Source organism: Epibacterium sp. ABZ3_068, assembly GCF_056159265.1.
The window spans coordinates 1,324,748-1,344,667 of sequence record NZ_JBSWUV010000001.1; the positions used below are offsets into that span (position 1 = coordinate 1,324,748).

General features: G+C 53.5%; 13 protein-coding genes, 1 tRNA gene and 10 pseudogenes. 13 read left to right on the forward strand and 11 right to left on the reverse strand.

The window, feature by feature from the left end; all coding sequences use genetic code 11:
- Positions 1–6 precede the first annotated feature (6 nt).
- Together ACXAEW_RS06240 and ACXAEW_RS06245 are read right to left on the reverse strand one after the other, a co-directional pair.
- Positions 7–966: an IS110 family RNA-guided transposase gene (locus ACXAEW_RS06240; RefSeq protein WP_474940513.1), complete on the reverse strand. Its 960-nt coding sequence runs from the start codon at positions 964–966 to the stop codon at positions 7–9.
- Positions 967–1,279: 313 nt separating this feature from the next.
- Positions 1,280–1,693, reverse strand: coding sequence for an IS66 family transposase (locus ACXAEW_RS06245; protein WP_474940514.1), 414 nt, complete (start codon positions 1,691–1,693; stop codon positions 1,280–1,282).
- 184 nt (positions 1,694–1,877) lie between these two features.
- Here ACXAEW_RS06245 and ACXAEW_RS06250 point away from each other — a divergent pair.
- A pseudogene (locus ACXAEW_RS06250) lies at positions 1,878–2,041 on the forward strand (transposase); the annotation flags it as partial.
- Positions 2,042–2,302 (forward strand): annotated as a pseudogene (locus ACXAEW_RS06255) (transposase); the annotation flags it as partial.
- Between the two features lie 246 nt (positions 2,303–2,548).
- Here ACXAEW_RS06255 and ACXAEW_RS06260 read toward each other — a convergent pair.
- Positions 2,549–3,820: pseudogene (locus ACXAEW_RS06260) on the reverse strand (IS110 family RNA-guided transposase).
- Positions 3,821–3,957: 137 nt separating this feature from the next.
- Between ACXAEW_RS06260 and ACXAEW_RS06265 the strand changes: the two are divergent.
- Positions 3,958–4,230 (forward strand): annotated as a pseudogene (locus tag ACXAEW_RS06265) (integrase core domain-containing protein); the annotation flags it as partial.
- Between the two features lie 121 nt (positions 4,231–4,351).
- Positions 4,352–5,044 carry a fumarylacetoacetate hydrolase family protein gene (locus ACXAEW_RS06270; protein ID WP_474940515.1) on the forward strand — a complete coding sequence of 231 codons (693 nt, stop codon included), beginning with the start codon at positions 4,352–4,354 and terminating at the stop codon, positions 5,042–5,044.
- 4 nt (positions 5,045–5,048) lie between these two features.
- Here ACXAEW_RS06270 and ACXAEW_RS06275 read toward each other — a convergent pair whose 3' ends face one another.
- Positions 5,049–6,074: a LacI family DNA-binding transcriptional regulator gene (locus ACXAEW_RS06275; protein WP_474940516.1), complete on the reverse strand. Its 1,026-nt coding sequence runs from the start codon at positions 6,072–6,074 to the stop codon at positions 5,049–5,051.
- A gap of 444 nt (positions 6,075–6,518) precedes the next feature.
- Between ACXAEW_RS06275 and ACXAEW_RS06280 the strand changes: the two genes are divergently transcribed.
- Positions 6,519–6,595 (forward strand) — tRNA-Arg (locus ACXAEW_RS06280).
- Positions 6,596–6,788: 193 nt separating this feature from the next.
- Here the strand turns inward: ACXAEW_RS06280 and ACXAEW_RS06285 are convergent.
- Positions 6,789–7,153 (reverse strand): annotated as a pseudogene (locus ACXAEW_RS06285) (hypothetical protein); the annotation flags it as partial.
- A 192-nt stretch (positions 7,154–7,345) separates the two neighbouring features.
- Positions 7,346–8,022, reverse strand: a pseudogene (locus ACXAEW_RS06290) (transposase).
- Between the two features lie 272 nt (positions 8,023–8,294).
- Here ACXAEW_RS06290 and ACXAEW_RS06295 point away from each other — a divergent pair.
- A complete protein-coding gene (locus ACXAEW_RS06295) occupies positions 8,295–9,050 on the forward strand; it encodes a substrate-binding periplasmic protein (RefSeq protein WP_474940517.1) in 756 nt (251 codons plus the stop codon).
- Positions 9,051–9,070: 20 nt separating this feature from the next.
- Here the strand turns inward: ACXAEW_RS06295 and ACXAEW_RS06300 are convergent.
- Positions 9,071–9,600 (reverse strand): annotated as a pseudogene (locus tag ACXAEW_RS06300) (IS5 family transposase); the annotation flags it as partial.
- A gap of 132 nt (positions 9,601–9,732) precedes the next feature.
- Here ACXAEW_RS06300 and ACXAEW_RS06305 point away from each other — a divergent pair.
- Both ACXAEW_RS06305 and ACXAEW_RS06310 read left to right on the forward strand, forming a co-directional pair.
- Positions 9,733–9,876, forward strand: a complete 144-nt coding sequence (locus ACXAEW_RS06305) for a hypothetical protein (protein WP_474940518.1) — start codon at positions 9,733–9,735, stop codon at positions 9,874–9,876.
- Positions 9,877–9,934: 58 nt separating this feature from the next.
- Positions 9,935–10,909 (forward strand): annotated as a pseudogene (locus ACXAEW_RS06310) (DDE-type integrase/transposase/recombinase); the annotation flags it as partial.
- 260 nt (positions 10,910–11,169) lie between these two features.
- On the opposite strand, the pseudogene ACXAEW_RS06315 reads toward ACXAEW_RS06310, so the two are convergent.
- Positions 11,170–12,396: pseudogene (locus ACXAEW_RS06315) on the reverse strand (IS110 family RNA-guided transposase).
- Between ACXAEW_RS06315 and ACXAEW_RS06320 the strand changes: the two are divergent.
- Positions 12,334–12,834: pseudogene (locus ACXAEW_RS06320) on the forward strand (IS66 family transposase); the annotation flags it as partial. The pseudogenes ACXAEW_RS06315 and ACXAEW_RS06320 overlap by 63 nt on opposite strands.
- 228 nt (positions 12,835–13,062) lie before the next feature.
- Here ACXAEW_RS06320 and ACXAEW_RS06325 read toward each other — a convergent pair.
- From ACXAEW_RS06325 to ACXAEW_RS06335, 3 genes are all read right to left on the reverse strand, one after another.
- Positions 13,063–14,628 carry a DUF427 domain-containing protein gene (locus ACXAEW_RS06325; protein WP_474940519.1) on the reverse strand — a complete coding sequence of 522 codons (1,566 nt, stop codon included), beginning with the start codon at positions 14,626–14,628 and terminating at the stop codon, positions 13,063–13,065.
- A 96-nt stretch (positions 14,629–14,724) separates the two neighbouring features.
- Entirely contained in the window at positions 14,725–15,426 is a 702-nt protein-coding gene (locus ACXAEW_RS06330) for a winged helix-turn-helix domain-containing protein (protein WP_474940520.1), read from the reverse strand.
- On the reverse strand, positions 15,398–15,691 hold the full coding sequence (locus ACXAEW_RS06335; RefSeq protein WP_474940521.1) for a hypothetical protein: 294 nt from the start codon (positions 15,689–15,691) through the stop codon (positions 15,398–15,400). Before ACXAEW_RS06335 ends, ACXAEW_RS06330 begins: the two co-directional genes overlap by 29 nt.
- 170 nt (positions 15,692–15,861) lie before the next feature.
- Here ACXAEW_RS06335 and ACXAEW_RS06340 point away from each other — a divergent pair, with 170 nt between their 5' ends.
- The 4 genes from ACXAEW_RS06340 (at position 15,862) to ACXAEW_RS06355 (ending at position 19,865) form a co-directional block, all read left to right on the forward strand.
- Complete coding sequence (locus tag ACXAEW_RS06340; RefSeq protein WP_474940522.1) at positions 15,862–16,368, forward strand: hypothetical protein; 507 nt, start codon at positions 15,862–15,864, stop codon at positions 16,366–16,368.
- Positions 16,369–16,485: 117 nt separating this feature from the next.
- Positions 16,486–17,103, forward strand: coding sequence for a ribonuclease HII (locus tag ACXAEW_RS06345; protein WP_474940523.1), 618 nt, complete (start codon positions 16,486–16,488; stop codon positions 17,101–17,103).
- Positions 17,104–17,211: 108 nt separating this feature from the next.
- The gene (locus ACXAEW_RS06350) at positions 17,212–18,315 is read left to right on the forward strand and encodes a DNA methyltransferase (RefSeq protein WP_474940524.1); all 1,104 of its coding nucleotides are present in this window, start codon (positions 17,212–17,214) and stop codon (positions 18,313–18,315) included.
- 155 nt (positions 18,316–18,470) lie between these two features.
- Positions 18,471–19,865 carry an adenylate/guanylate cyclase domain-containing protein gene (locus ACXAEW_RS06355; RefSeq protein WP_474940525.1) on the forward strand — a complete coding sequence of 465 codons (1,395 nt, stop codon included), beginning with the start codon at positions 18,471–18,473 and terminating at the stop codon, positions 19,863–19,865.
- Positions 19,866–19,920 lie beyond the last annotated feature (55 nt).

Sequence of the window (19,920 nt, forward strand, 5' to 3'; positions counted from 1 at the left end):
TATTTCTCAAATGGCGTGATGAGACCATTTCTGGCCTGATTTGAGAAGCGCATTCACGATTGTGACGAGCTTTCTGGCGACGGCTGTGATGACGACTTTGTGCGGTTTTCCGGCTGCGCGAAGGCGGTCTGCGAAGACCTTCAGGATTGGATTGTGATGGCTTGCGACGAGAGCGGCCTGGAACATCACATGCCGCAGCAATCGTCGTCCTCCGCCAATGGCACGCTTTCCACGCATGCCTCCACTGTCGTTTGCGATTGGCGCAAGCCCGGTGAGCGCGGCGGCTTGTTCCCCGGTGATCTGGCCGAGTTCAGGCATTTCCGCGATTAACAACGTGCTGGCAACCGGACCGATGCCGGGTACGGAACGCAGGATGTCGGCGGCATTGTCGAGGCTTTGATAATTGGCGATGGTCTGTTCGATCTGAGCTTCGAGCCCGGCAGTCTGACGATCCAGCATGGTCTTGAGTTCACCATCCATGGCCTCAAAAAAGTCCGCCGATCCTAACTTTCTGTGCGCCTTAATCTGAGCCAGAAGCCGTTTTCGTGTTTCAACGGGTTGCCCGCGCTTGGATGTCAACGCTCTGAGAAGACGTATCTTTTCATGTGGGAGGGCGCGCCCAGCATCAGGGCGAAACGCCATGAAACGCGCGATCAATTCCGCGTCGATCCGATCCGTCTTGGCCCGCGTGCCGCGACTGGCCGCGAAGGCTTTGATTTGCGCTGGCGGCAATTGTCGCGTTGTGATTGCTGCCGCATCGAGGGCAGACCACAAGCGCCATTCTTGACCACCGGTCGCCTCAAAGCACACAAGCGCTTTGTGTGAAGCCGCCAATTCGACAATCTGCGCGTGGCCGTCTTCAGTGTTGGGCAGGCGCTGTCGTTGCCCACCTGGCAGACAATGAATGTCCAGCCAATCGCGGCTGACATCTATGCCAACGATTGCAGCCTGTGTTACCGTATCCATGTTCTCGTCCTTCTGCTTAGCAGTCCTGACCGGCTACTTTCAACTGTTCGAGATGATGAAGAGAGACGGTGCTGGCTCGCTAGCAAACGTGGTCAGGCCACAAGGCTCAGACGCCATACATCGCCCCATCACCGATCTTCGCCAAGCCCGGTGATGGGGTAACAATAGCTGATCAGAGATACAGAAGGCTCAGGACTTCGGTAACGGGGGCGTGCCGGTCAAGTGGTTTTGCGCACAACAATTGATCCGCCATAGCGGTTCCTTGTAACCGCCCGATTTAGGCCACCTTGTGATCCTTGGTCGTTGCTGGCGTTCAGTTCCAATGCAACAATTCGTCTAGCCTGTTGATCTTGTGGTCGTGGATGCGGTAGAGAACCGCAATTAGGTATGCCTGCGGGTCCACCCCGTTCATTTTGGCGGTCTCGATGATAGTCATGGCGCGGACTAGGCTTTCACCGCTGGTGTCGGATCCGGTAGACAGCCAATTGTGGCAGCCAACGCTAATGGGGCGCATGCCGCGTTCGACTGCATTGTTGTCGATCGCTACTTGTCCATTGACCAGGAATAGGGTGAAGGAGGACCAGAGGCTGAAGCCATAGCGGTATGCTTTAGCCAAGTCGCTCTTGCCAGGAATGCGTGTCGGTTGAGCTTCGGCGCGAGCGTTGAAGGCCTCCATCTTTGGTTTGGTCTGTTGTTGCCGGACGGCCAAGCGCTCGTCGGCGGGCATGCCTTAGATCTCTCGCTCGATATCATAGAGCTGGCTGATCCAATCGGGCGCCTCCCTAGCGATCTCGGATTTGGTTCTGGTCTAGGCATCATGAAAGTCACGTCTGAGATGCGCCGGTAACCCTCCCGATCCTAAGGGGATGCGGAAGTAGAATTTTCTCGGCAGGATGAACGAGGAGTTTCCGATGAAGAAGACACGATTCACAGAAGCCCAGATCATGGTTATGCTGCGGCAGATGGAGGGCGGTGTGGCTGCCGCCGAGCTATGCCGCGAGCACGGGAGTAAAGCGGATCAATCACCCGCCGAACCAGCACCACGCTGTACAATTGGCGTTCGAAGTATGGCGGCAAGATCACCCGCGAAGAACACGAAGACGCCTGCCAGGTCGCCCGCGACATCGCCAAGACCCGCCAATATGACGTCTCGATGAAACTTAGGAAAAAGGTCGAGATGCTCTTCGCCCACCTCAAACGCATCCTCGGCCTGGGTCGGCTCCGACTACGCGGCCCATGCGGCGCAAATGACGAATTCCGCCTCGCCGTCACCGCCCAGAACCTCCGGAAACTGGCCAAGATCTTTCCTGCACCGCAGAAAGTGCGAAGAGCATGATAGGAAAGGCGATCGCGCCCCATTTTGAACAGCCCTTTCTGCGCTCGCAAACGTTAGTTTTTCCACAGAATCGGCCATCAGCCGATTTGTGCAACAGAGTCATAACAAACACAGAGTACGCTTATGCGGCTCTCACCATCCTTAAGACGAGATCTTCGGGTCGTTGAGCAGAAGGCCTGAACATTATCCACGAGGTCGAATACTCGCCTCTACGGCCCTTACAGAGACAGGTCCTTCTGCCGTCGATCATTCCTCAAAGAAGGGACGATAAGGTTCGTCGCGTTTGATGATCCCGTGCACAGTGCGGACCATTCACTGCCGGGCAGTGCATTGCGCAGCAATGTCACGGGAGGGTGGCAGCGATTGCGGTATACGCCTTGCGGCGCAAATGGGTGTTTTGCCGATCTTTGGCGATGTAGCGTTCGAACTTGTCGCGGAAGCTATTGGTTTTTGCATGATGGCGACCTGACCAGCCATCCAGAGCGTGCTGCGCAGTCGGGCATTGCCGTATTTAGACAGCTTGGTCTGGCCACGGAATGTGCCGGACTGGATAGTTGCGAGGTCCATGCCACAGAACTTTAGAAACTGGCGGTGATGCTGAAAGCGGCGCAGATCGCCAGCCTCAGCCAGGATGGTCAGCGCATTGATTGTCCCGCCCCCCGGGATAGATGTCAGCAGTTGATAGTCGTTGTTATCCTTGAGCAGTTCGACGGCGCGGTCCTTGATCTCGTTACGCTGGGCAATCAGGCTGCGCCCCTCAGCGAGAACCAGCCTGAACATCCGAGCGGCATCAGAGTCCGGTGCAATGGGTAGGCCCACAGAGGACTTGGCCGTCTGATAAATATCTGCAAGCAAACGCTCTTTCGAGACTTTGCGGCCAACAACTTCCCAGGCGTCGGCAGTGAAAGCCTCCTTGCCCATGGCAAAGACATAGTGCGGTGACGGATAGCGTTCGAGGAAGGCAAAGAACCAGTCACTGCGGGAGCTGCGATGGAAGCGTTCTGCTTCGGGCCAATACAGCGGCAGGTAGTGTGTCAGCACCCTGTGCCAGAGTTCCGTTTTCGAGCGCGAGACAATATCGTGCGTCTTGGATCGTTCTTGAAGGTCATTCGTACCGCAGAGCATGGGGTCATGGTAGAATTGCTCATTCCCGATCTGCATCATGTGCAGGATGACCTGCGCATCCTTCGGGTCATTTTTGTCCCAACTGTTGTTCAAAGCTTCCAGGGTGCGTGCCAAGGCCACCGAAGAAACCAGCTTCACATCAATACCGGCGCGTCCCAGGGGGTAAGCCAAAGCGCGATGATAGTTACCAGTGGCTTCAAAGGCTGCGCGGACAGGACGGTCATAATCAGACAACGTAGCGATCAGTCGGTTGAAGTCGTCGAGTTGGTTCAACACCGTCAGACGGCGTCGGCGCTTTCTGCCCAGAACAACAATCAGAACTTCATGGCGGTCCTTTGCGATATCAATCGCCACCAAAATAGGCTCGCCCTGTGCAATAGTGGTATCGGTCATAGTCGGTCTCCCTTGCGGTGTGGTTCGTGCAAAACCACTGTAGGGACCTGAGACCCGGCTATGATCACCCGCTGCGCTATTTGGGAGCTGCGCAGGCAATCATAGCCTCTCAATCAGCGTCATTCCGAAGGTGTTATGGGCTCGAATATGTCAGTGGCTTGCTGATGCAATGGGCTGAGAAACGGCGCATTGCCATTGAATACATCCAGTCAGGCAAGCCCTAGCAGAACGCCTACATCGAACGCTACAATCGCACAGTTCGGCACGAATGGCTGGATCAAAGCATCTTTGAAACGATGGAGGATGCACAGGACTAGGCCACAAGATGGCTCTGGACGTACAACAACGACCGGCCCAGCATGGCCATTGACGGCATCACACCCGCTATGAAACTGAAAACAGCCGCGTAAACTTTACGACCAAGCTCCCGCAAAAACGGGGGGATTACCCTTTTCGCTCCTTTTGTTTTTCGATTTGTTATTTTGTTTTCTAAGGTGCAGCCTGAATTGGTCCCTTTCTTAGGAGAAAATCGTGAGTAGCCATCTGTTTGCCCTTCCAGAACCGCTAACTCTACCAATCAATAGTCGTCTTGAAGTTTTCCCCGTACGTCGAATTTTCTGCGTTGGTCGTAATTTTGCGGCGCACGCGGCTGAGCTGGGGAATGAAGTGGATCGGGAGGCGCCCTTTTACTTCACCAAATCAGCCGTAAACGCTTTGCGCGACGGGGCTTGTGTCCCGTTTCCAAAGGGAACAGATGACTTTCATCATGAAGTGGAGCTGTTTGTTGCACTGGGGGCGCCGCTGGAGTCTACAGCTGGTGAGGAGATCGAGAATGCAATTCTGGGATATGGCTGCGGTTTGGACATGACGCGTCGTGATCTACAAGCGAAAGAGCGTAAGAAACAGAGACCCTGGGATCTTGGCAAAGATCTGGAGAATGGATGCGTCTTGGGTGCTCTGACTTTGCGGAAACAATGGGATGGCCCAACTGGGCAGTCAATTTGGTTGAGCGTGAACGGTGAGAGATGCCAGCATGGTCAACTGGACGATATGGTGTGGTCCGTGCCCGAATTGCTGGCGCATTTGTCTGGGTTTTACGAACTCGGGGCAGGCGATATTATCATGACAGGCACACCCGCAGGCGTTGGCCCTGTTAAGCCTGGTGACAAAATCACTGCGGGCATCTCGGGCCTTTCGGAAATTTCGCATGCGCTAAAAGGCTAAATGCTCACCAGCGTTTGAGCGTGTCACCATAGTCGATCTTTGGGGTTAGGGTGACGTGCTTCTCTATTTCGGCGTCTGGGTCTTCCAATTGTGCTGCAATGATTTCGGCTGCCTTGCGCCCGATTTCCTGTCGGCATGCATCCATTGTCGCCAATCGCCGTGGTAAGCCATCGAGGAGTTCGACACCGTTAAAGCCGGCTAAGCCGACCTCGCGCGGAATGTCTACATTTTGCTCCAATAGATAGAGCAAGCCGCCCGCACCGATCATGTCATTGGAGTAATAGATGAAGTCGAGATCCGGCGAGCGATCCAGCATTTCCTTTGTCATCTCGCGACCCTTGGCCAAGGCGGAACCACCGGAATAAAAGGCGCGATCCTCTATCTCAACACCTTCTTTGGCCAGCGCTTCAGTGAAACCTTCAAATCGCTTACGCGCGCGATGGTCCAAAGGCATTTTGGTCCCCATAAACCCGATGTGCTGAAAACCGGCTTTCAGGATCGCTTTTGCCATTTCACGACCGGCACGCCGATGAGAAATCCCAACCATCGCGTCAATAGGTTTGCCATCAGTGTCCATGATCTCCACAACAGGAATACCGGCTGCTGACAACATGGCCTTGCTGGCTTCCGAATGCTCCAGCCCCGCGATGATCACACCTGAAGGGCGCCACGACAGCATTTCATAAAGGACCTTTTCTTCCTTTTCCGGTTGGTAGTCTGTCACACCTACAACAGGTTGCAGATCTGTGTTTTCCAACACACGGTTGATGCCTGTCAGCACCTCCGGAAACACCATGTTTGACAAGGATGGTATGATAACACCAACCAAATTAACTCGGCTGGATGCTAATGCCCCCGCAATCTTGTTGGGCACATATCCCAGCTCCTTGGCCGCGGCGAGTACCTTTTCACGTGTCTTTTCAGATACATCACCTCTATTTCGCAACACTCGGCTTACAGTCATTTCCGAGACGCCAGTGGCTTCGGATACGTCACGAAGGGTAAGGGGGCGATGGGTATCATTCGTCACGTGAAAACTGCCTTTTTGTTGCTCTTTCCAACGACGTTACCTACCGTGCCCTCAAAGCACAATGGGGGGAATGAGGTGCACCTAGTTTCCTAGACACCTGCCTTGTCCGTTTGTTTGTGCCCGCCTGCGATGGCGGTCAGGACACCGGATAGATGGCCATGTGGCCCGTTTCCGATGAGTATATGTGTTGGACTTAGATGTCACTTTGGCGCACAGGCCGATATCAGCTATGAAATCTCACTTGTTTTAATAGTGAAAACGAAGATTGACTTGGCTGTTGGCGGTGAACTAGGCAAGTGCTCATACGGCGCCGTGGCTCAACTGGACTGAGCAGCACCCTTCTAAGCGGCGGGTCCGGGGCCGAAAGATGGTGAAGAGACAGATGGTTAGGCAAAAGGAAGCCTTGCGCGAACCGGGTTCCAAACCGTATGAAGGTGAAAATTAGGCCCCGTGGCTCAACTGGATAGAGCAATCCCCTCCTAAGGGATAGGTTGCAGGTTCAAGTCCTGCCGGGGTCGCCAAAACCACCTGAAAAATATGACCTATTTACAGTGCCTTGTGCGGAAGCGTGCAAAAAGTCCCGCCAGCTTTCGCGGCGAAATCGGCGGAAACGACCGATTTCTCGTACAAAACCTGTACAAATTTTGCAAATTTGTGCGTATTTCGGAGGCAATCATGAGCCGCCATAGCTTTGATTTCGAGATCGCCGGGCGTGGCTGGGAAACTGCCTTGGTGCTCTTCGATGAACCTAAATCTCATTGCTTTAGGTCCGGGAAGAACTGGGTGGCCTTCATCGGGGAAACGCCTCACTCGGGCCTTTCCTGATCCTCTTCAGTTTAGGATGCCCCTCTTGCTGCGGGCAAACAGTCCCCCAGACTGTTTCCTGATACTTGCAAGTCCTTGAGAATGCGCACCTCGTGTCGAAGGCGGTCATTCTCCCGAGCGAGGCCCAAATCCGCTTTCGACACCACATCAGTGTCGCGATGTGCCGTGATCCTTTTGTTCAGCGTCGACAGCCCAAAACCCTAATCAGAAGCCACCTGCTTACGTGTATGCCCGCTCGCCAGTGCGATCCGCATAGCAGCTTGGCGGAATTCGTCTGTCCGTTCTCGCGCCTAGTTCATCTCCCGTGCTGCAATAAATGCTACAAAAGGAGTGGCTTCAAACCGCGACAGGTCCAATTTGGTCCCTTAAGTGCTGACGTCAAAAAATTGCCTACCTTTCGGTTTGGAGGCGGCAACGTTAAAAGTTGATAGCTTTAGGGTCAGGCCTTATAGCCAGTAGAAGACGAGTGCTGCTAGGGCGATTGCTGACAGGAAGACCTTGGGACACCTGTCGTATCGGGTTGCCACTCGCCGCCGATCTTTCAGCCTGCCGAACATGATCTCGCATCGCTGCCCAGCATTGCATTGCAAAGGAATGTCACGAGAGGGGCGGTGGCGCCGTTTTATCGACGCTTGTTGTATATGATCGGGGTCTTGCGCTGTTTGCGAGCGGGGATGCAGGCACGTATCCCTCTGTCTTTTAAAAATTTTCTGAACCAATCGGCATCTTAATCGCGACCCCCAAGCCGCCAATCGACATCCGGCAGGCTGCTCAGCAATGCTCGCGCGCCTGACCTGACCCGCCGTGACGAACAGGTTCAGGAGGTGGCCTTTGCTGTCGCAGATAGCGTGCAGCTTGGTGTTCATGCAGCCCGTTTTCAGGGTATTTGATTCCCCGGACCAAATACCGGTCCGGCAAACTCCAGCCGATCAGGCGGCCATGCCCGTCTGTCGGGAAAACGATCCCCCGGACTGTTTCCTTATCTGCCTAGCTCCACTCAACACACGTCGATCATTAGCGCGTGGCTTGACGTGGGACTTCTGGAAGAAGGGCTCAAGACGCGCCATCTGGTTCAGCGGGGGTTTGACCCGTCTCACTCAGTCAGCCAAAACAGATCAGACATGTTCACCGCTCGTCTTACGAACCTTGAATCACGCAACCCCGCAGAAATCAATGGGTCCTGACCCTAATCGAGCTCACCTTCTCCCACGCATGGGAGCCTAATTGGAAACTTAAGATTAAAGTGGACCAATTTTTAGGGTGGTAGATCAACGGAATTTCGACACAGAAAAAAAATGTGTTTCAATCAACGTAAAGTACTTTTGTGCCATTACGTTAATTGGTTGTTTAATTTTACTCATATACGATCGCCAAGACACAAATCAGGAGCACCCAATGCGTATTTTTTCTCTCGCCTTCGCTTTTTCGACTGCTCTCTTGTCCTTTCAGGCACAAGCAGAACAGAAAATTGTTCTTGCCGTTGCAGATAACTATGCCCCTTACCTCATGCCAGATGGAGGTATTTTGGGTGACATTGTTGATGCAGCCATTGCCCGAATCGGTGATGGATACGATGTAGAGACAGTTTCCGTTCCTTGGTCGCGCGCTGTTGCAATTGTTGAGCATGGCCAAGCGCACGGTTTGGTCGGCACCTATCATCGTCCCGACGCGCGCCCTTGGATTGCGCCCTATTCCGAAGCCATGTTGAAGGAATACGTCAGCGTTTTCTGTCGTCAAGGAGTCGCACAAGCTGATTGGAAATACCCCGATGACTTTGTGGGGCTGACTTTTGGAAATAACCATGGCTTTAAAAGCCCGGGGGAACAATTTTTCGAGATGGTTGCTACCGGAAAAATAAAGCTCCAAGAAGCTCAAACAACCGAAATCAATTTGAAAAAAATGTCTGCAGGACGCTTGGACTGCTATGTAAATGAAGTTGTTTCGGTTGAAATGGCTCTTAATTCTCTCGGGATCGAAAATGTCGAACGCGTGACAAATGTCAGTGAAGAAGATTCCCTTATTGGCTATCTGAAAACATGGGCAGAGCAAGAGCATTCCGCCGCGTTCATTGCAGCTTTTGATGAAGCCATTCGGGTTATGCGCACTGATGGCACCATTGAAAAGATCATTTCGGAATATACCGGAGGCTAACACAGTTTCGAAAACCTAGGTCATGTTGACAAATGGCGCAGCCAAAGGCGGATCGATGTGATGTCGATGAAGCCTAGATAGCTTTCTGCAGTCTTGTCGTATCGTGTTGCGACGCGCCTAGCATTCTTGAGCTTGTTGAAGCATCTCTCAACCATGTTGCGTAGCCGATAAATCGTGTGATCCACACCGACGCGCATCTTGCGGGTCTTACGCATCGGGATTTGGGTTAGGATGTCACGTTTGTTCATTTTTTTTCGAATACGGTCAGCATCATAGCCACGATCGGCCAGCAGCACCTTGGGCTCTGGCAGATTGTCGGCCATGACCTGATCGAAACCGAGATAGTCAGATGTTTGCCCCGGCGTGATCTCCGTTCTCATAGGCAGGCCATGTGCGTTGACGCGGAGGTGGATCTTGGTCCCTCTCGGCAGATTTGCGATGCAAATCGCCTGCCGGGCAGGGGAGAAGCCACCTCTTGAACGGCCAAAACCTTGCCGCGGAGTCCCCCTTTAGCACCCGCTGCCTGCCGGGCAGCGGACAGCACCGTGGTCCGCGCCCATCATCGGGCAACAGGCGCTAAAGGGGGACTCCGCGGCAAGGTTTCGGACGTTCTCGTGGTGGTTTTACGACCAAGATCCACCTCCTCATCAACGTTGCTGGCTTACCCGGAACAGAGATCAACGTGGGGCAGGCCTCTGATTATCTTGGCTTCGACCTGGTCATGGCCGACAATCTGCCCACTCCGAGCGTTCTGCTGGCTGATCGCGGCTATGAAGCTGACAGCATTCGAAAATCCATGGACAGGCGCAACGTGCTTATGGAGTAGCCCCCTGAAAGTGGTCCACCAACTGGGATAGGATACCCCTCAAATTGGAGGATCAGCGATGGCTGGGCAACGAGAGAAACCCGAAGAGATTGTATCGAAGCTTCGGCAGGTTGAAGTTCTGCAAGGGCAAGGCGCGACGATCGCCGAAGCGGTACGCCAGATTGGTGTGCCGCAGCAGACGTTCTATCGATGGCGCAAGCTCTATGGCGGGATGCAGCGGTCTCAACTGGCTCGGCTGAAAGAGCTGGAGAATTGGAGCCGGTTAAGCAACCGATCCGGGGGATCGTTTGTCAGGCGGAACAACCAGCGGCTTCGGCGGGCGGGGTCGGACCTAACGTTGGGCAAGCTCATCTTGGCCGAGGCAGCAAAGGGAGTGATGGGCGTCTAGGAATTGATCCTGTGGATCAATTCAGGCCAGAACGGGCGGAGCCCCTGAGCCCTTCGCGTCGCCGGAAATGTATCGACCATGTGCGGCAGGAGCTTGGCGTGTCTGAGCGCCGCGCCTGCCGCACTTTGGGTCAGCACCGATCTACGCAGCGCAAAGTGCCCCAAGGTCGAGCCGATGAAGGCCGTCTGACCGACGACATCATTGAGTTGGCCGACCAATATGGGCGCTATGGGTATCGCATGGTCACCGGTTTGCTGAACAATGCAGGATGGTGCGTAAACCACAAACGGCCCTCTCGTCAGATTTACCATGCAAATCGCCTGCCAAGTAACAGTCGAGCGCATCTGGCGGCACGAAGGGCTGAAGGTCCCGCAAAAGCAAAAGAAGAAAGGGCGGCTCTGGCGGAATGACGGGTGGTGTGTGCGTCTACGGTCGGAACGCCCCAATCACGTCTGGTCCTATGACTTCGTCCGGGATCGCACGGCGGATGGTCGGGTCTATCGAACGCTCAACATGATCCACGAATACACCAGGGAGGCGCTGATGATCCGCGTCGATCACAAGCTCAACTCCACGGACGTGCTGAATGCGCTGACAGATTTGTTCATCATGCGCGGCCCGCCAGAACACATAAGGTCAGACAACGTCCTATGCGCGGAATGAATGGCTGATTTGGCATCAGGTCATTGTCATGCTGAAGTTTTCCAGCACGTTTGAATGTGTGTCAGTTCGGCGTTTTGGTCAACAACATGTCTCTCCCATAACAAACACAGAGTACGCTTATGCGGCTCTCACCATCCTTAAGACGAGATCTTCGGGTCGTTGAGCAGAAGGCCTGAACATTATCCACGAGGTCGAATACTCGCCTCTACGGCCCTTACAGAGACAGGTCCTTCTGCCGTCGATCATTCCTCAAAGAAGGGACGATAAGGTTCGTCGCGTTTGATGATCCCGTGCACAGTGCGGACCATTCACTGCCGGGCAGTGCATTGCGCAGCAATGTCACGGGAGGGTGGCAGCGATTGCGGTATACGCCTTGCGGCGCAAATGGGTGTTTTGCCGATCTTTGGCGATGTAGCGTTCGAACTTGTCGCGGAAGCTATTGGTTTTTGCATGATGGCGACCTGACCAGCCATCCAGAGCGTGCTGCGCAGTCGGGCATTGCCGTATTTAGACAGCTTGGTCTGGCCACGGAATGTGCCGGACTGGATAGTTGCGAGGTCCATGCCACAGAACTTTAGAAACTGGCGGTGATGCTGAAAGCGGCGCAGATCGCCAGCCTCAGCCAGGATGGTCAGCGCATTGATTGTCCCGCCCCCCGGGATAGATGTCAGCAGTTGATAGTCGTTGTTATCCTTGAGCAGTTCGACGGCGCGGTCCTTGATCTCGTTACGCTGGGCAATCAGGCTGCGCCCCTCAGCGAGAACCAGCCTGAACATCCGAGCGGCATCAGAGTCCGGTGCAATGGGTAGGCCCACAGAGGACTTGGCCGTCTGATAAATATCTGCAAGCAAACGCTCTTTCGAGACTTTGCGGCCAACAACTTCCCAGGCGTCGGCAGTGAAAGCCTCCTTGCCCATGGCAAAGACATAGTGCGGTGACGGATAGCGTTCGAGGAAGGCAAAGAACCAGTCACTGCGGGAGCTGCGATGGAAGCGTTCTGCTTCGGGCCAATACAGCGGCAGGTAGTGTGTCAGCACCCTGTGCCAGAGTTCCGTTTTCGAGCGCGAGACAATATCGTGCGTCTTGGATCGTTCTTGAAGGTCATTCGTACCGCAGAGCATGGGGTCATGGTAGAATTGCTCATTCCCGATCTGCATCATGTGCAGGATGACCTGCGCATCCTTCGGGTCATTTTTGTCCCAACTGTTGTTCAAAGCTTCCAGGGTGCGTGCCAAGGCCACCGAAGAAACCAGCTTCACATCAATACCGGCGCGTCCCAGGGGGTAAGCCAAAGCGCGATGATAGTTACCAGTGGCTTCAAAGGCTGCGCGGACAGGACGGTCATAATCAGACAACGTAGCGATCAGTCGGTTGAAGTCGTCGAGTTGGTTCAATACCGTCAGACGGCGCTTGATCGCAATAGCCAGCTCCATGATATCGAGCGCGAGACCAAAGGCCTGAACGCCGATGAGCGCTTGGCCATCCGTGAAGAGAAAAGCAAACCAAAGGTGGAGGCCTTCCAAGCTTCGGCTGAGGTTCAACTGACGCTCATCCCAGGCGAAGGCGAACTGGCCAAAGCTTTCCGCTATGGTCTTTCCCGTTGGCCCTCCTTCACGCTGTTCCTCGAAGACGGGTGGGTAGCTATCGACGACAACGCTGCCGAACGCGGCATGCACCCCATCGGTGCCAGTCGCTGTAACCGGCTTTTTGCTGGATCGGACACTGGCGGCGAAACCCTCGCTCGCGCCATGACCATCATCGAGACAGCTAAAATGAACGGCCTCAATCCGCAAGCCTACCTGACGGACGTTCTGAGCCGCATTCACGACCACAAGATCAACAAACTCGACGAATTGCTGCCTTGGAACTGGGCCCAGGCAGAGGGCGATGGTTGCAATGCGGCCTAAATCGAGCGGATACAACAAAAGAAGCCTCTCAATCGCTGATCTGTCATCTGCTCGAAAGTGTGAGGGCGGTGCACCGCTTACCGCTCGATCCCATATTTAATTCTCCATTTCTTAACTATGAGCGCGAACCACTTCAGTGGGGGAGGATCATGGAGGAACAGAGTCCAATTGGTGCATCATCAGTGCTTTTAGTGAGTTGATTGTTTGGCAGCTATTGGCGTTTGTAGCTTATGTTGCTTTGGGCTCTACAACCGGCACTACATAGGCCTCAACCGTTTTGCCGACATTGTGTAGTATGAGGTCGCCTAAGGGCCGAGCCGTGCAGTTTGGGCAAAGGCTGTCGCGACTGACAACGATTTGAGCCCCAATGGTTTTGCCATAGTCGCCAAGGCGAGCTGCGATGTTTGCGGCTTGGCCTACGACTGTAAAGTCCAACCTTTCGCGTGAGCCTATGTTTCCATAGGTCACAGAGCCAAAAGCCACTCCGATCGCGCAGTCGAGATCTGGTATACCTGTTTCACCACGCATCTCAGTGAGCGCAGTGGCGCTTTTTCGCGCTGCTTGCATGGCCTTTTCGCGGGCGTGGTCGGCGTCGTCTCCGGCCGGAAAAACAGCCAGAACCGCATCTCCAATGAATTTCAGAACTTCGCCACCATTGTCGTGTACAATATCAGAGGTGCTTTCAAAGAATTGGTTCAGCAGGTCGATATATGCTTTCCGGCCGAGTGTTTCTTGGAGCCGGGTGGAGCGACGCAGGTCACAGAACATAATCGTTGCGTCGATCTCGTCACCATCACCGCGCCTGATTTCTCCCCCCAATACGCGAGAGCCGGAGCGTTTGCCGACGTAGGTTTCAAGCAGAGATTTTGCATTATCGCGCTGCGCGAAGACTTCGTAGTATCGGGCAATAACGGCCGAGCATTCAAAGATCAGACCAAGATCGGCGGTACTGAACCCATCTTTGTGATCAGAGGCGACAGTCAGTACATTGATACGGCCATCTGAAAACGGCAGAGGCATTGCAACGTAGTCGGTTGCACCGTCTCTTTGTAGGTCTTCGAGAATTGGAAATGCGTCAATGTCAGACCCATCATGAAGACGGTGGCGTACACCCCCAAGGCCCTTGGACACATGCCGAATTGGGCTATTGTGATACGCTGGTCTGTCATAGATCTCATAGGATGGTGTGAACAGAGTCACCTCATCCGTTTTATTTGACCAGATGAAGTTCTTTCCGGCGATCATCGGATGCAATGACCACGCCATAACCGAAAGCCGTGAAAGCGAAACTCCCTGACTTATGAGCTTATGAGACAGGGCTTTGGTAAATTCTTCGGGTGACGTAATGAAGGAGGCATCGCGCAGCAACCAGTCTACAAGCGGGCCCGAAATACTTCCATATGAGGGCGCCAGGATCGTGTTGTCTCCGACATCGATTTCCAAGCCGTCGTTTTCAGAAAAGCTGACAAAACGGTTTATGCCTGAAACTTCTGGCAGTGGGCAATCATAGGTCCAGGCAACATTCCCTAAGGCGCCGTCGCGGGTGTCCAGATCGTAATACCGTGCTGTTCCCTTGAACGGGCAAAAGGTGCGGAGGCCGTCGTTTTCAACAAGAGATGCCCTCAGGTCATCCACCGGCAGATAAATCGCAGGTTCGTGACGTGTTTCAAACATCACTTTGGCGCGGTTGCTCTGTGCAAGAAGCTCGCCGTGATATCGGACATAAACCGGGTGGGGCAGGTCTTCGACTAGAATACCATAGCCGCCCCTGTTGGGCTGGACGTGCACGTTCATCGGCCGTCTCCTTTGCTGCAGCGCAATAGCCGAAATATGGGAACACTATAACATGTTTTCCAGTCTTATACTCAGAAAAGCGCTACAAATTTATGATCATACCATTCTGATGACGTCTTTGCTTATCGCAAGGACATAACCGCGCTTGGCGATATTCTTAACCAGTAGTTCGCTTACCATCTGGTTCCCCAACGTATCACGCAGTCGTTTTATCCGGGTTGCGCCGGCAGCTTCCTCGCAATCTGCGGCGTCTCTACCAGATATCATTGACTCTATTTCGATACCGGACAGAACCTCGCCGTCCAGCCTCGCCTCGGCCAAGACGGCCAGTGTTTCCATTGCTGCCGGGGTGAGCTTGAAACCCATGTTGTTCAGGTAGACCATGTTCTCATCACGACTGAGCAGTAACTCACTGACCTGGATACCGTCTCGTTCGATTTGCGCCATACGACGGTTCAAAGTGACCAGCATCGACAAGACGACAAGAGCCGCGACCATCATTGCAGTGGCAAAGACCAGTAAGACAAAAATTACCATTCGATAGCTGCCAAGCGTGTCCGCAAAAGCCGTTCCAGACTGCGCAAGTATTTCGAGCAGTTTGATTTCAGCCTGGGTGGTCAGGTCGTTCTCGACAAAAAGTCGTTCGACATGGGCGTTGAATGCATTGGCATCGGGAAGCGTCAGCAACAAAACGGTGCCTGCAAGCGCCAGTAGCGCTATGATCGAAACGATCCCGACCGTGATAATACGGCTGCCAACGCTACGGATCTCAGAAACGGAGATAGAAGGATCCTGCATCGCCTTTCCTTTGTTGCAAACCTTCCGGACCAAAGACCGAGAGAATATTCAATAGTTTCCAACCATCCGAGGCAATACGTGATGCGACCTCGTTTTGGGCATCGCCCTTTTGGCAGGGGCCGTTGAGCTTCACCACGCCGTAATGAAGCCGCAGTGGGGCGTCTTTTTTGGCTTTGTAATCAGCATAGCATTCAGCGGCTGATACCGGTGAGGCCATAAGGAGTGCAAGGGCTGCACACAAGGAGATCAGGGTTTTCTGCAACATGGGATCACAATGCGCTGAACCTCGCCGATATTCAATAACCTCAACAGGTTGGAGGAGCTGATATTGGATAACATGGCGGCGATATTGCCTGTCTGAAAGGGGTGAGCCCAGTCTGAGATCAGCAACCAGGCTTTTGTCTTGGTACCACACCCAAAAAAGGTCTCAGACTCATGAAAAAGATTTCCCGCCCTCAACCACATCGCAAATTTATTGCATTGATCCTTGCCTTGTCTTTGGCTGTCACCGGGTTCACGGCTGCCCCTGCACGTGCGGACGAAGACATCGCCAAGTTTATCGCTGGGATGGTGGCCCTTGGTCTGATCGGAGCGGCAGTAAATGATGCCCGTAAGGATCGTAAACAAGAACAGCACACATATTCTCATGGAAGCCGCAGCCATGACAACAACACTCATCGCTATGACAATCGAGACCCTCGTGCGCGCCCGCTGCCGGGGCATGTGGCAAAATATGACCTGCCAGGGCACTGTGTGAAGGTTGTTCCGGAATATAGCCAGAGCCGAACGGTGGTCTCGCACCGCTGCCTTTCGCGCGATTATGGTTATGTGAACAGTCTCCCAGGACAATGCCGGACGCAAATCTGGAACGGGCACAAGCAAAGAACGGCTTACAAAACACGCTGCTTGGAAAAACACGGCTACCGTTTGGTAAGTCGCTAATTTTCACACTAGGATTGAGGCCCGCATCATCGGGTTGAGCAGTGGAAAGAGTGGGATTGCACCCCCGCTCTTTCCTTCTTTGTTGCGAGAAGCCCAAAAGCGCGGCATCCATTGGCAATGAGTTTTCCTGATTACACATTGGAAGATGCAGCGCTGGGGCGCGGTTATCTTCGTATTGCGGGGGTTGATGAAGTCGGGCGTGGCCCGCTTGCAGGCCCAGTGACGGCGGCGGCTGTCGTATTGGATATCGAGCGTCTTCCGGAGGGTTTGAATGATTCAAAGAAACTGACGCCAAAGCGCAGGAAGCTTGTGGAGGCTCAGATCCTCCAGCAGGCCGATGTGTCGATTGCGCATGCGACGGTCGAGGAAATCGACAGCTTGAATATCCTGCGTGCGTCCCATCTCGCTATGGAGCGGGCCGTTGCCGCGCTTGATCCTCCCCCTGACTATCTTTTGATTGATGGGAACATGATCCCTAAAGGGTTGAATCTGCCCGCAGAAGCTGTGGTGAAAGGTGACGCAAAGTCACTTTCGATTGCCGCCGCCTCGATTGTTGCAAAGGAAGCGCGAGACCGGATCATGGAGGATTTATCGCAACAATTTCCAGGATTTGGATGGGAGAGGAATGCAGGTTATCCGTCCAAGCAGCACCGTGATGCATTAAAGTCACTGGGCGTGACACCACATCATAGGCGTAGTTTCAAGCCAGTCCACAAGATATTGTATCAAGAGTAAAGCATAAGCCTATAGGATAAAAAACAAATTGACCTGGAATCCCTGATCGCTCATCCTGTTGATAACCAAAATGAGCGCAAAAATGCGCCGTGGTTTGAGGCAGAAAAAATGACAAATACCATCGAGAAGGGCGCGGCAGCGCTCCCTTTGAACACGATTATTGGTGGTGACTGTATCAACGTTATGAACAGTCTCCCGGCGGAGTCCGTGGATCTGATTTTTGCAGATCCGCCTTATAACCTGCAGCTCAAGGGCCAGCTGCATCGCCCCGACAACAGCAAGGTTGACGCGGTAGACGATCATTGGGACCAGTTCTCGAGCTTTTCGGCCTATGACCAATTTACAAAAGAATGGCTGAAAGCGGCGCGACGCCTGTTGAAACCAAATGGCTCGATCTGGGTTATCGGATCCTACCACAATATCTTTCGTGTGGGTTCTGCGCTTCAGGATGCAGGCTATTGGATCCTGAATGATGTGGTGTGGCGCAAGTCAAACCCGATGCCGAATTTCCGGGGTAAGCGGTTTACCAATGCCCATGAGACCATGATTTGGGCATCCAAGAAAGAAGGTGCCAAATACACCTTCAACTACGAAGCGTTGAAGGCGCTGAACGAAGGCATTCAGATGCGCTCGGATTGGGTTCTGCCGATCTGTACCGGTCACGAGCGTCTGAAGGATGCAAACGGCGATAAAGCTCATCCAACGCAAAAGCCAGAATCCTTGCTGCACCGCATTCTGATCGGAGCGACCAACCCTGGTGATGTCGTGCTGGATCCGTTTTTTGGCACCGGGACAACGGGCGCCGTGGCCAAGATGCTTGGACGCGAGTTCATTGGTATCGAGCGAGAAAAAGCATACCGCGATGTTGCTGAAAAGCGCATCGAAGGCGTGCGTAAGTTCGACCGCGATGCGCTGCAAGTCACGGCCTCCAAACGGGCAGAGCCGCGTGTTCCTTTTGGTCAGCTGGTTGAACGGGGCCTGCTGAGACCCGGCGAAGAACTCTATTCCATGAACCGTCGTCACAAGGCCAAAGTGCGGGCAGACGGCACGCTGGTCGGTGACAACGTAAAAGGCTCCATTCATCAGGTCGGTGCGCATCTGGAAAACGCTCCAAGCTGTAATGGCTGGACATATTGGTGCTTCAAACGGGAAGGCAAGACTGTTCCCATTGATGTCTTGCGCCAGCAAATCCGAGCGGAGCTGCAAAACTAAACCTTACCTCAGATAAAGAATACCGCCGGTGCCCCTTGTCTTAGGGCGCACCACACCTGACCCCGCCTTAATGGCGGGGCCTTTTTTTGTGAGCAAGGTTTCCGCCCTTGGATCAACCCGTTAGATTGACTTCCAGCAGAGTGAGTGGTGTTGGTATGGTTGAAGTTGCATTAACAGACAGCGGACGTGCAACCAAAGAAGAAGGTGCGGGTGCAATGTCTAAGCGCGGTGAAAATGCCTATGCGCGTGCTGCCTTGGAAGAACATAAACGCTGCGGGCTTGAGCTGGCTGTGAAAGCGCGTTGGGTCACCATGGCCGTCACAGGCGTTTTTATCTTTTTCGTTTATCCAGATTCGAGCATGTTTTATTACCATGCGTTACTGGGAATTCTATGTCTTAACGGTCTTCTCATCCGGCGTTTTGGCCGGGTGGGCCAGTCCCGCGTAGAACTTTTGCTCATATTCATTGATCTGGTTGTCATGACCTTTGCGATGGTTGTTCCTAACCCTTTCAGCCCAGAAGAACTGCCAGTAGCGTTTCACTATAGGTTTGATAACTTCCTGTATTTTTTCATTATTTTGGCTGCGGGTACGATGGCCTATTCATGGCGTACAGTGGTCGCCATAGGCATGTGGACCAGTGTAATCTGGCTTCTGGCGCTTGTGTTGGCTTGGTACTTTTCAAAGGGAGCCGATGACCTTCATGCCGTTGCATCTGAACGGTTCGCGGCCTTCCCCCGCGTTTTGGAAATTATGGATCCGAACAGTTTTGTATTTTCACTGCGGATACAGGAAGTCATGGTATTCATGCTGACAGCGATCACTTTGGGGTTTTCCATACGACGATTTGACTCGCTCTTACTGTCGAACGCATCGCTTGAACGGGAAAGGGCCAACCTCTCTCGATACTTCTCGCCCAATGTTGTTGCTCAGTTGTCCCAGAACGACGATCCTTTGAAAGAGGTAAAGCGGCAAAATACAGCGGTTCTTTTTGTCGACATCGTCGGTTTTACAGCCTTGTCAGAACAGATGAGCCCATATGATGTCATCACGGTGCTACGTGAGTTCCACAGCAGAATGGAGCGTGAAGTATTTCGTCACAACGGAACCCTGGACAAATACTTGGGGGATGGGCTTATGGCGACCTTTGGTACGCCTGAGGCGGGCGAACAGGATGCCAGCGAAGCGATCTCTTGTGCGCGGGCGATGCAGGCCAATATCAAGGAATGGAACGTGGATCGTAAACGGCGTGGAGAGCAACAGATCGCCATTGGGGTTGGTGTCCATTATGGAGAAACCCTTCTGGGAGATATCGGCGCAAACCGTCTTGAATTTGCGGTCATAGGCACGGCGGTGAATGTCGCCTCTCGCCTGGAAGGGTTGACGCGTACTCTGAATTCACAAGTGGTTGTTAGCAACGATGCTTATCAGCAGTGTTTGGAGGAAAATCCCGGAACCGACCTGTTGGCGGATTTCCTTCGGATTGACCAACAGTCCGTTCGCGGCATTCAAGACCCCATCACCGTATGGTCTCTGCCCTCTCCCCAATAGGTGCGGAGGCACTTACGCTGTTAATTTTTTGCGACGCGTTTACGATTTGAATTCT

Bases quoted from the DNA above. Each gene is read 5' to 3' on its own strand.
- ACXAEW_RS06240 (WP_474940513.1), bottom strand. From the start codon at position 966: ATGGATACGGTAACACAGGCTGCAATCGTTGGCATAGATGTCAGCCGC.
- ACXAEW_RS06245 (WP_474940514.1), bottom strand. From the start codon at position 1,693: ATGCCCGCCGACGAGCGCTTGGCCGTCCGGCAACAACAGACCAAACCA.
- ACXAEW_RS06295 (WP_474940517.1), top strand. From the start codon at position 8,295: ATGCGTATTTTTTCTCTCGCCTTCGCTTTTTCGACTGCTCTCTTGTCC.
- ACXAEW_RS06325 (WP_474940519.1), bottom strand. From the start codon at position 14,628: ATGAACGTGCACGTCCAGCCCAACAGGGGCGGCTATGGTATTCTAGTC.
- ACXAEW_RS06330 (WP_474940520.1), bottom strand. From the start codon at position 15,426: ATGCAGGATCCTTCTATCTCCGTTTCTGAGATCCGTAGCGTTGGCAGC.
- ACXAEW_RS06335 (WP_474940521.1), bottom strand. From the start codon at position 15,691: ATGTTGCAGAAAACCCTGATCTCCTTGTGTGCAGCCCTTGCACTCCTT.
- ACXAEW_RS06340 (WP_474940522.1), top strand. From the start codon at position 15,862: ATGAAAAAGATTTCCCGCCCTCAACCACATCGCAAATTTATTGCATTG.
- ACXAEW_RS06345 (WP_474940523.1), top strand. From the start codon at position 16,486: ATGAGTTTTCCTGATTACACATTGGAAGATGCAGCGCTGGGGCGCGGT.
- ACXAEW_RS06350 (WP_474940524.1), top strand. From the start codon at position 17,212: ATGACAAATACCATCGAGAAGGGCGCGGCAGCGCTCCCTTTGAACACG.
- ACXAEW_RS06355 (WP_474940525.1), top strand. From the start codon at position 18,471: ATGGTTGAAGTTGCATTAACAGACAGCGGACGTGCAACCAAAGAAGAA.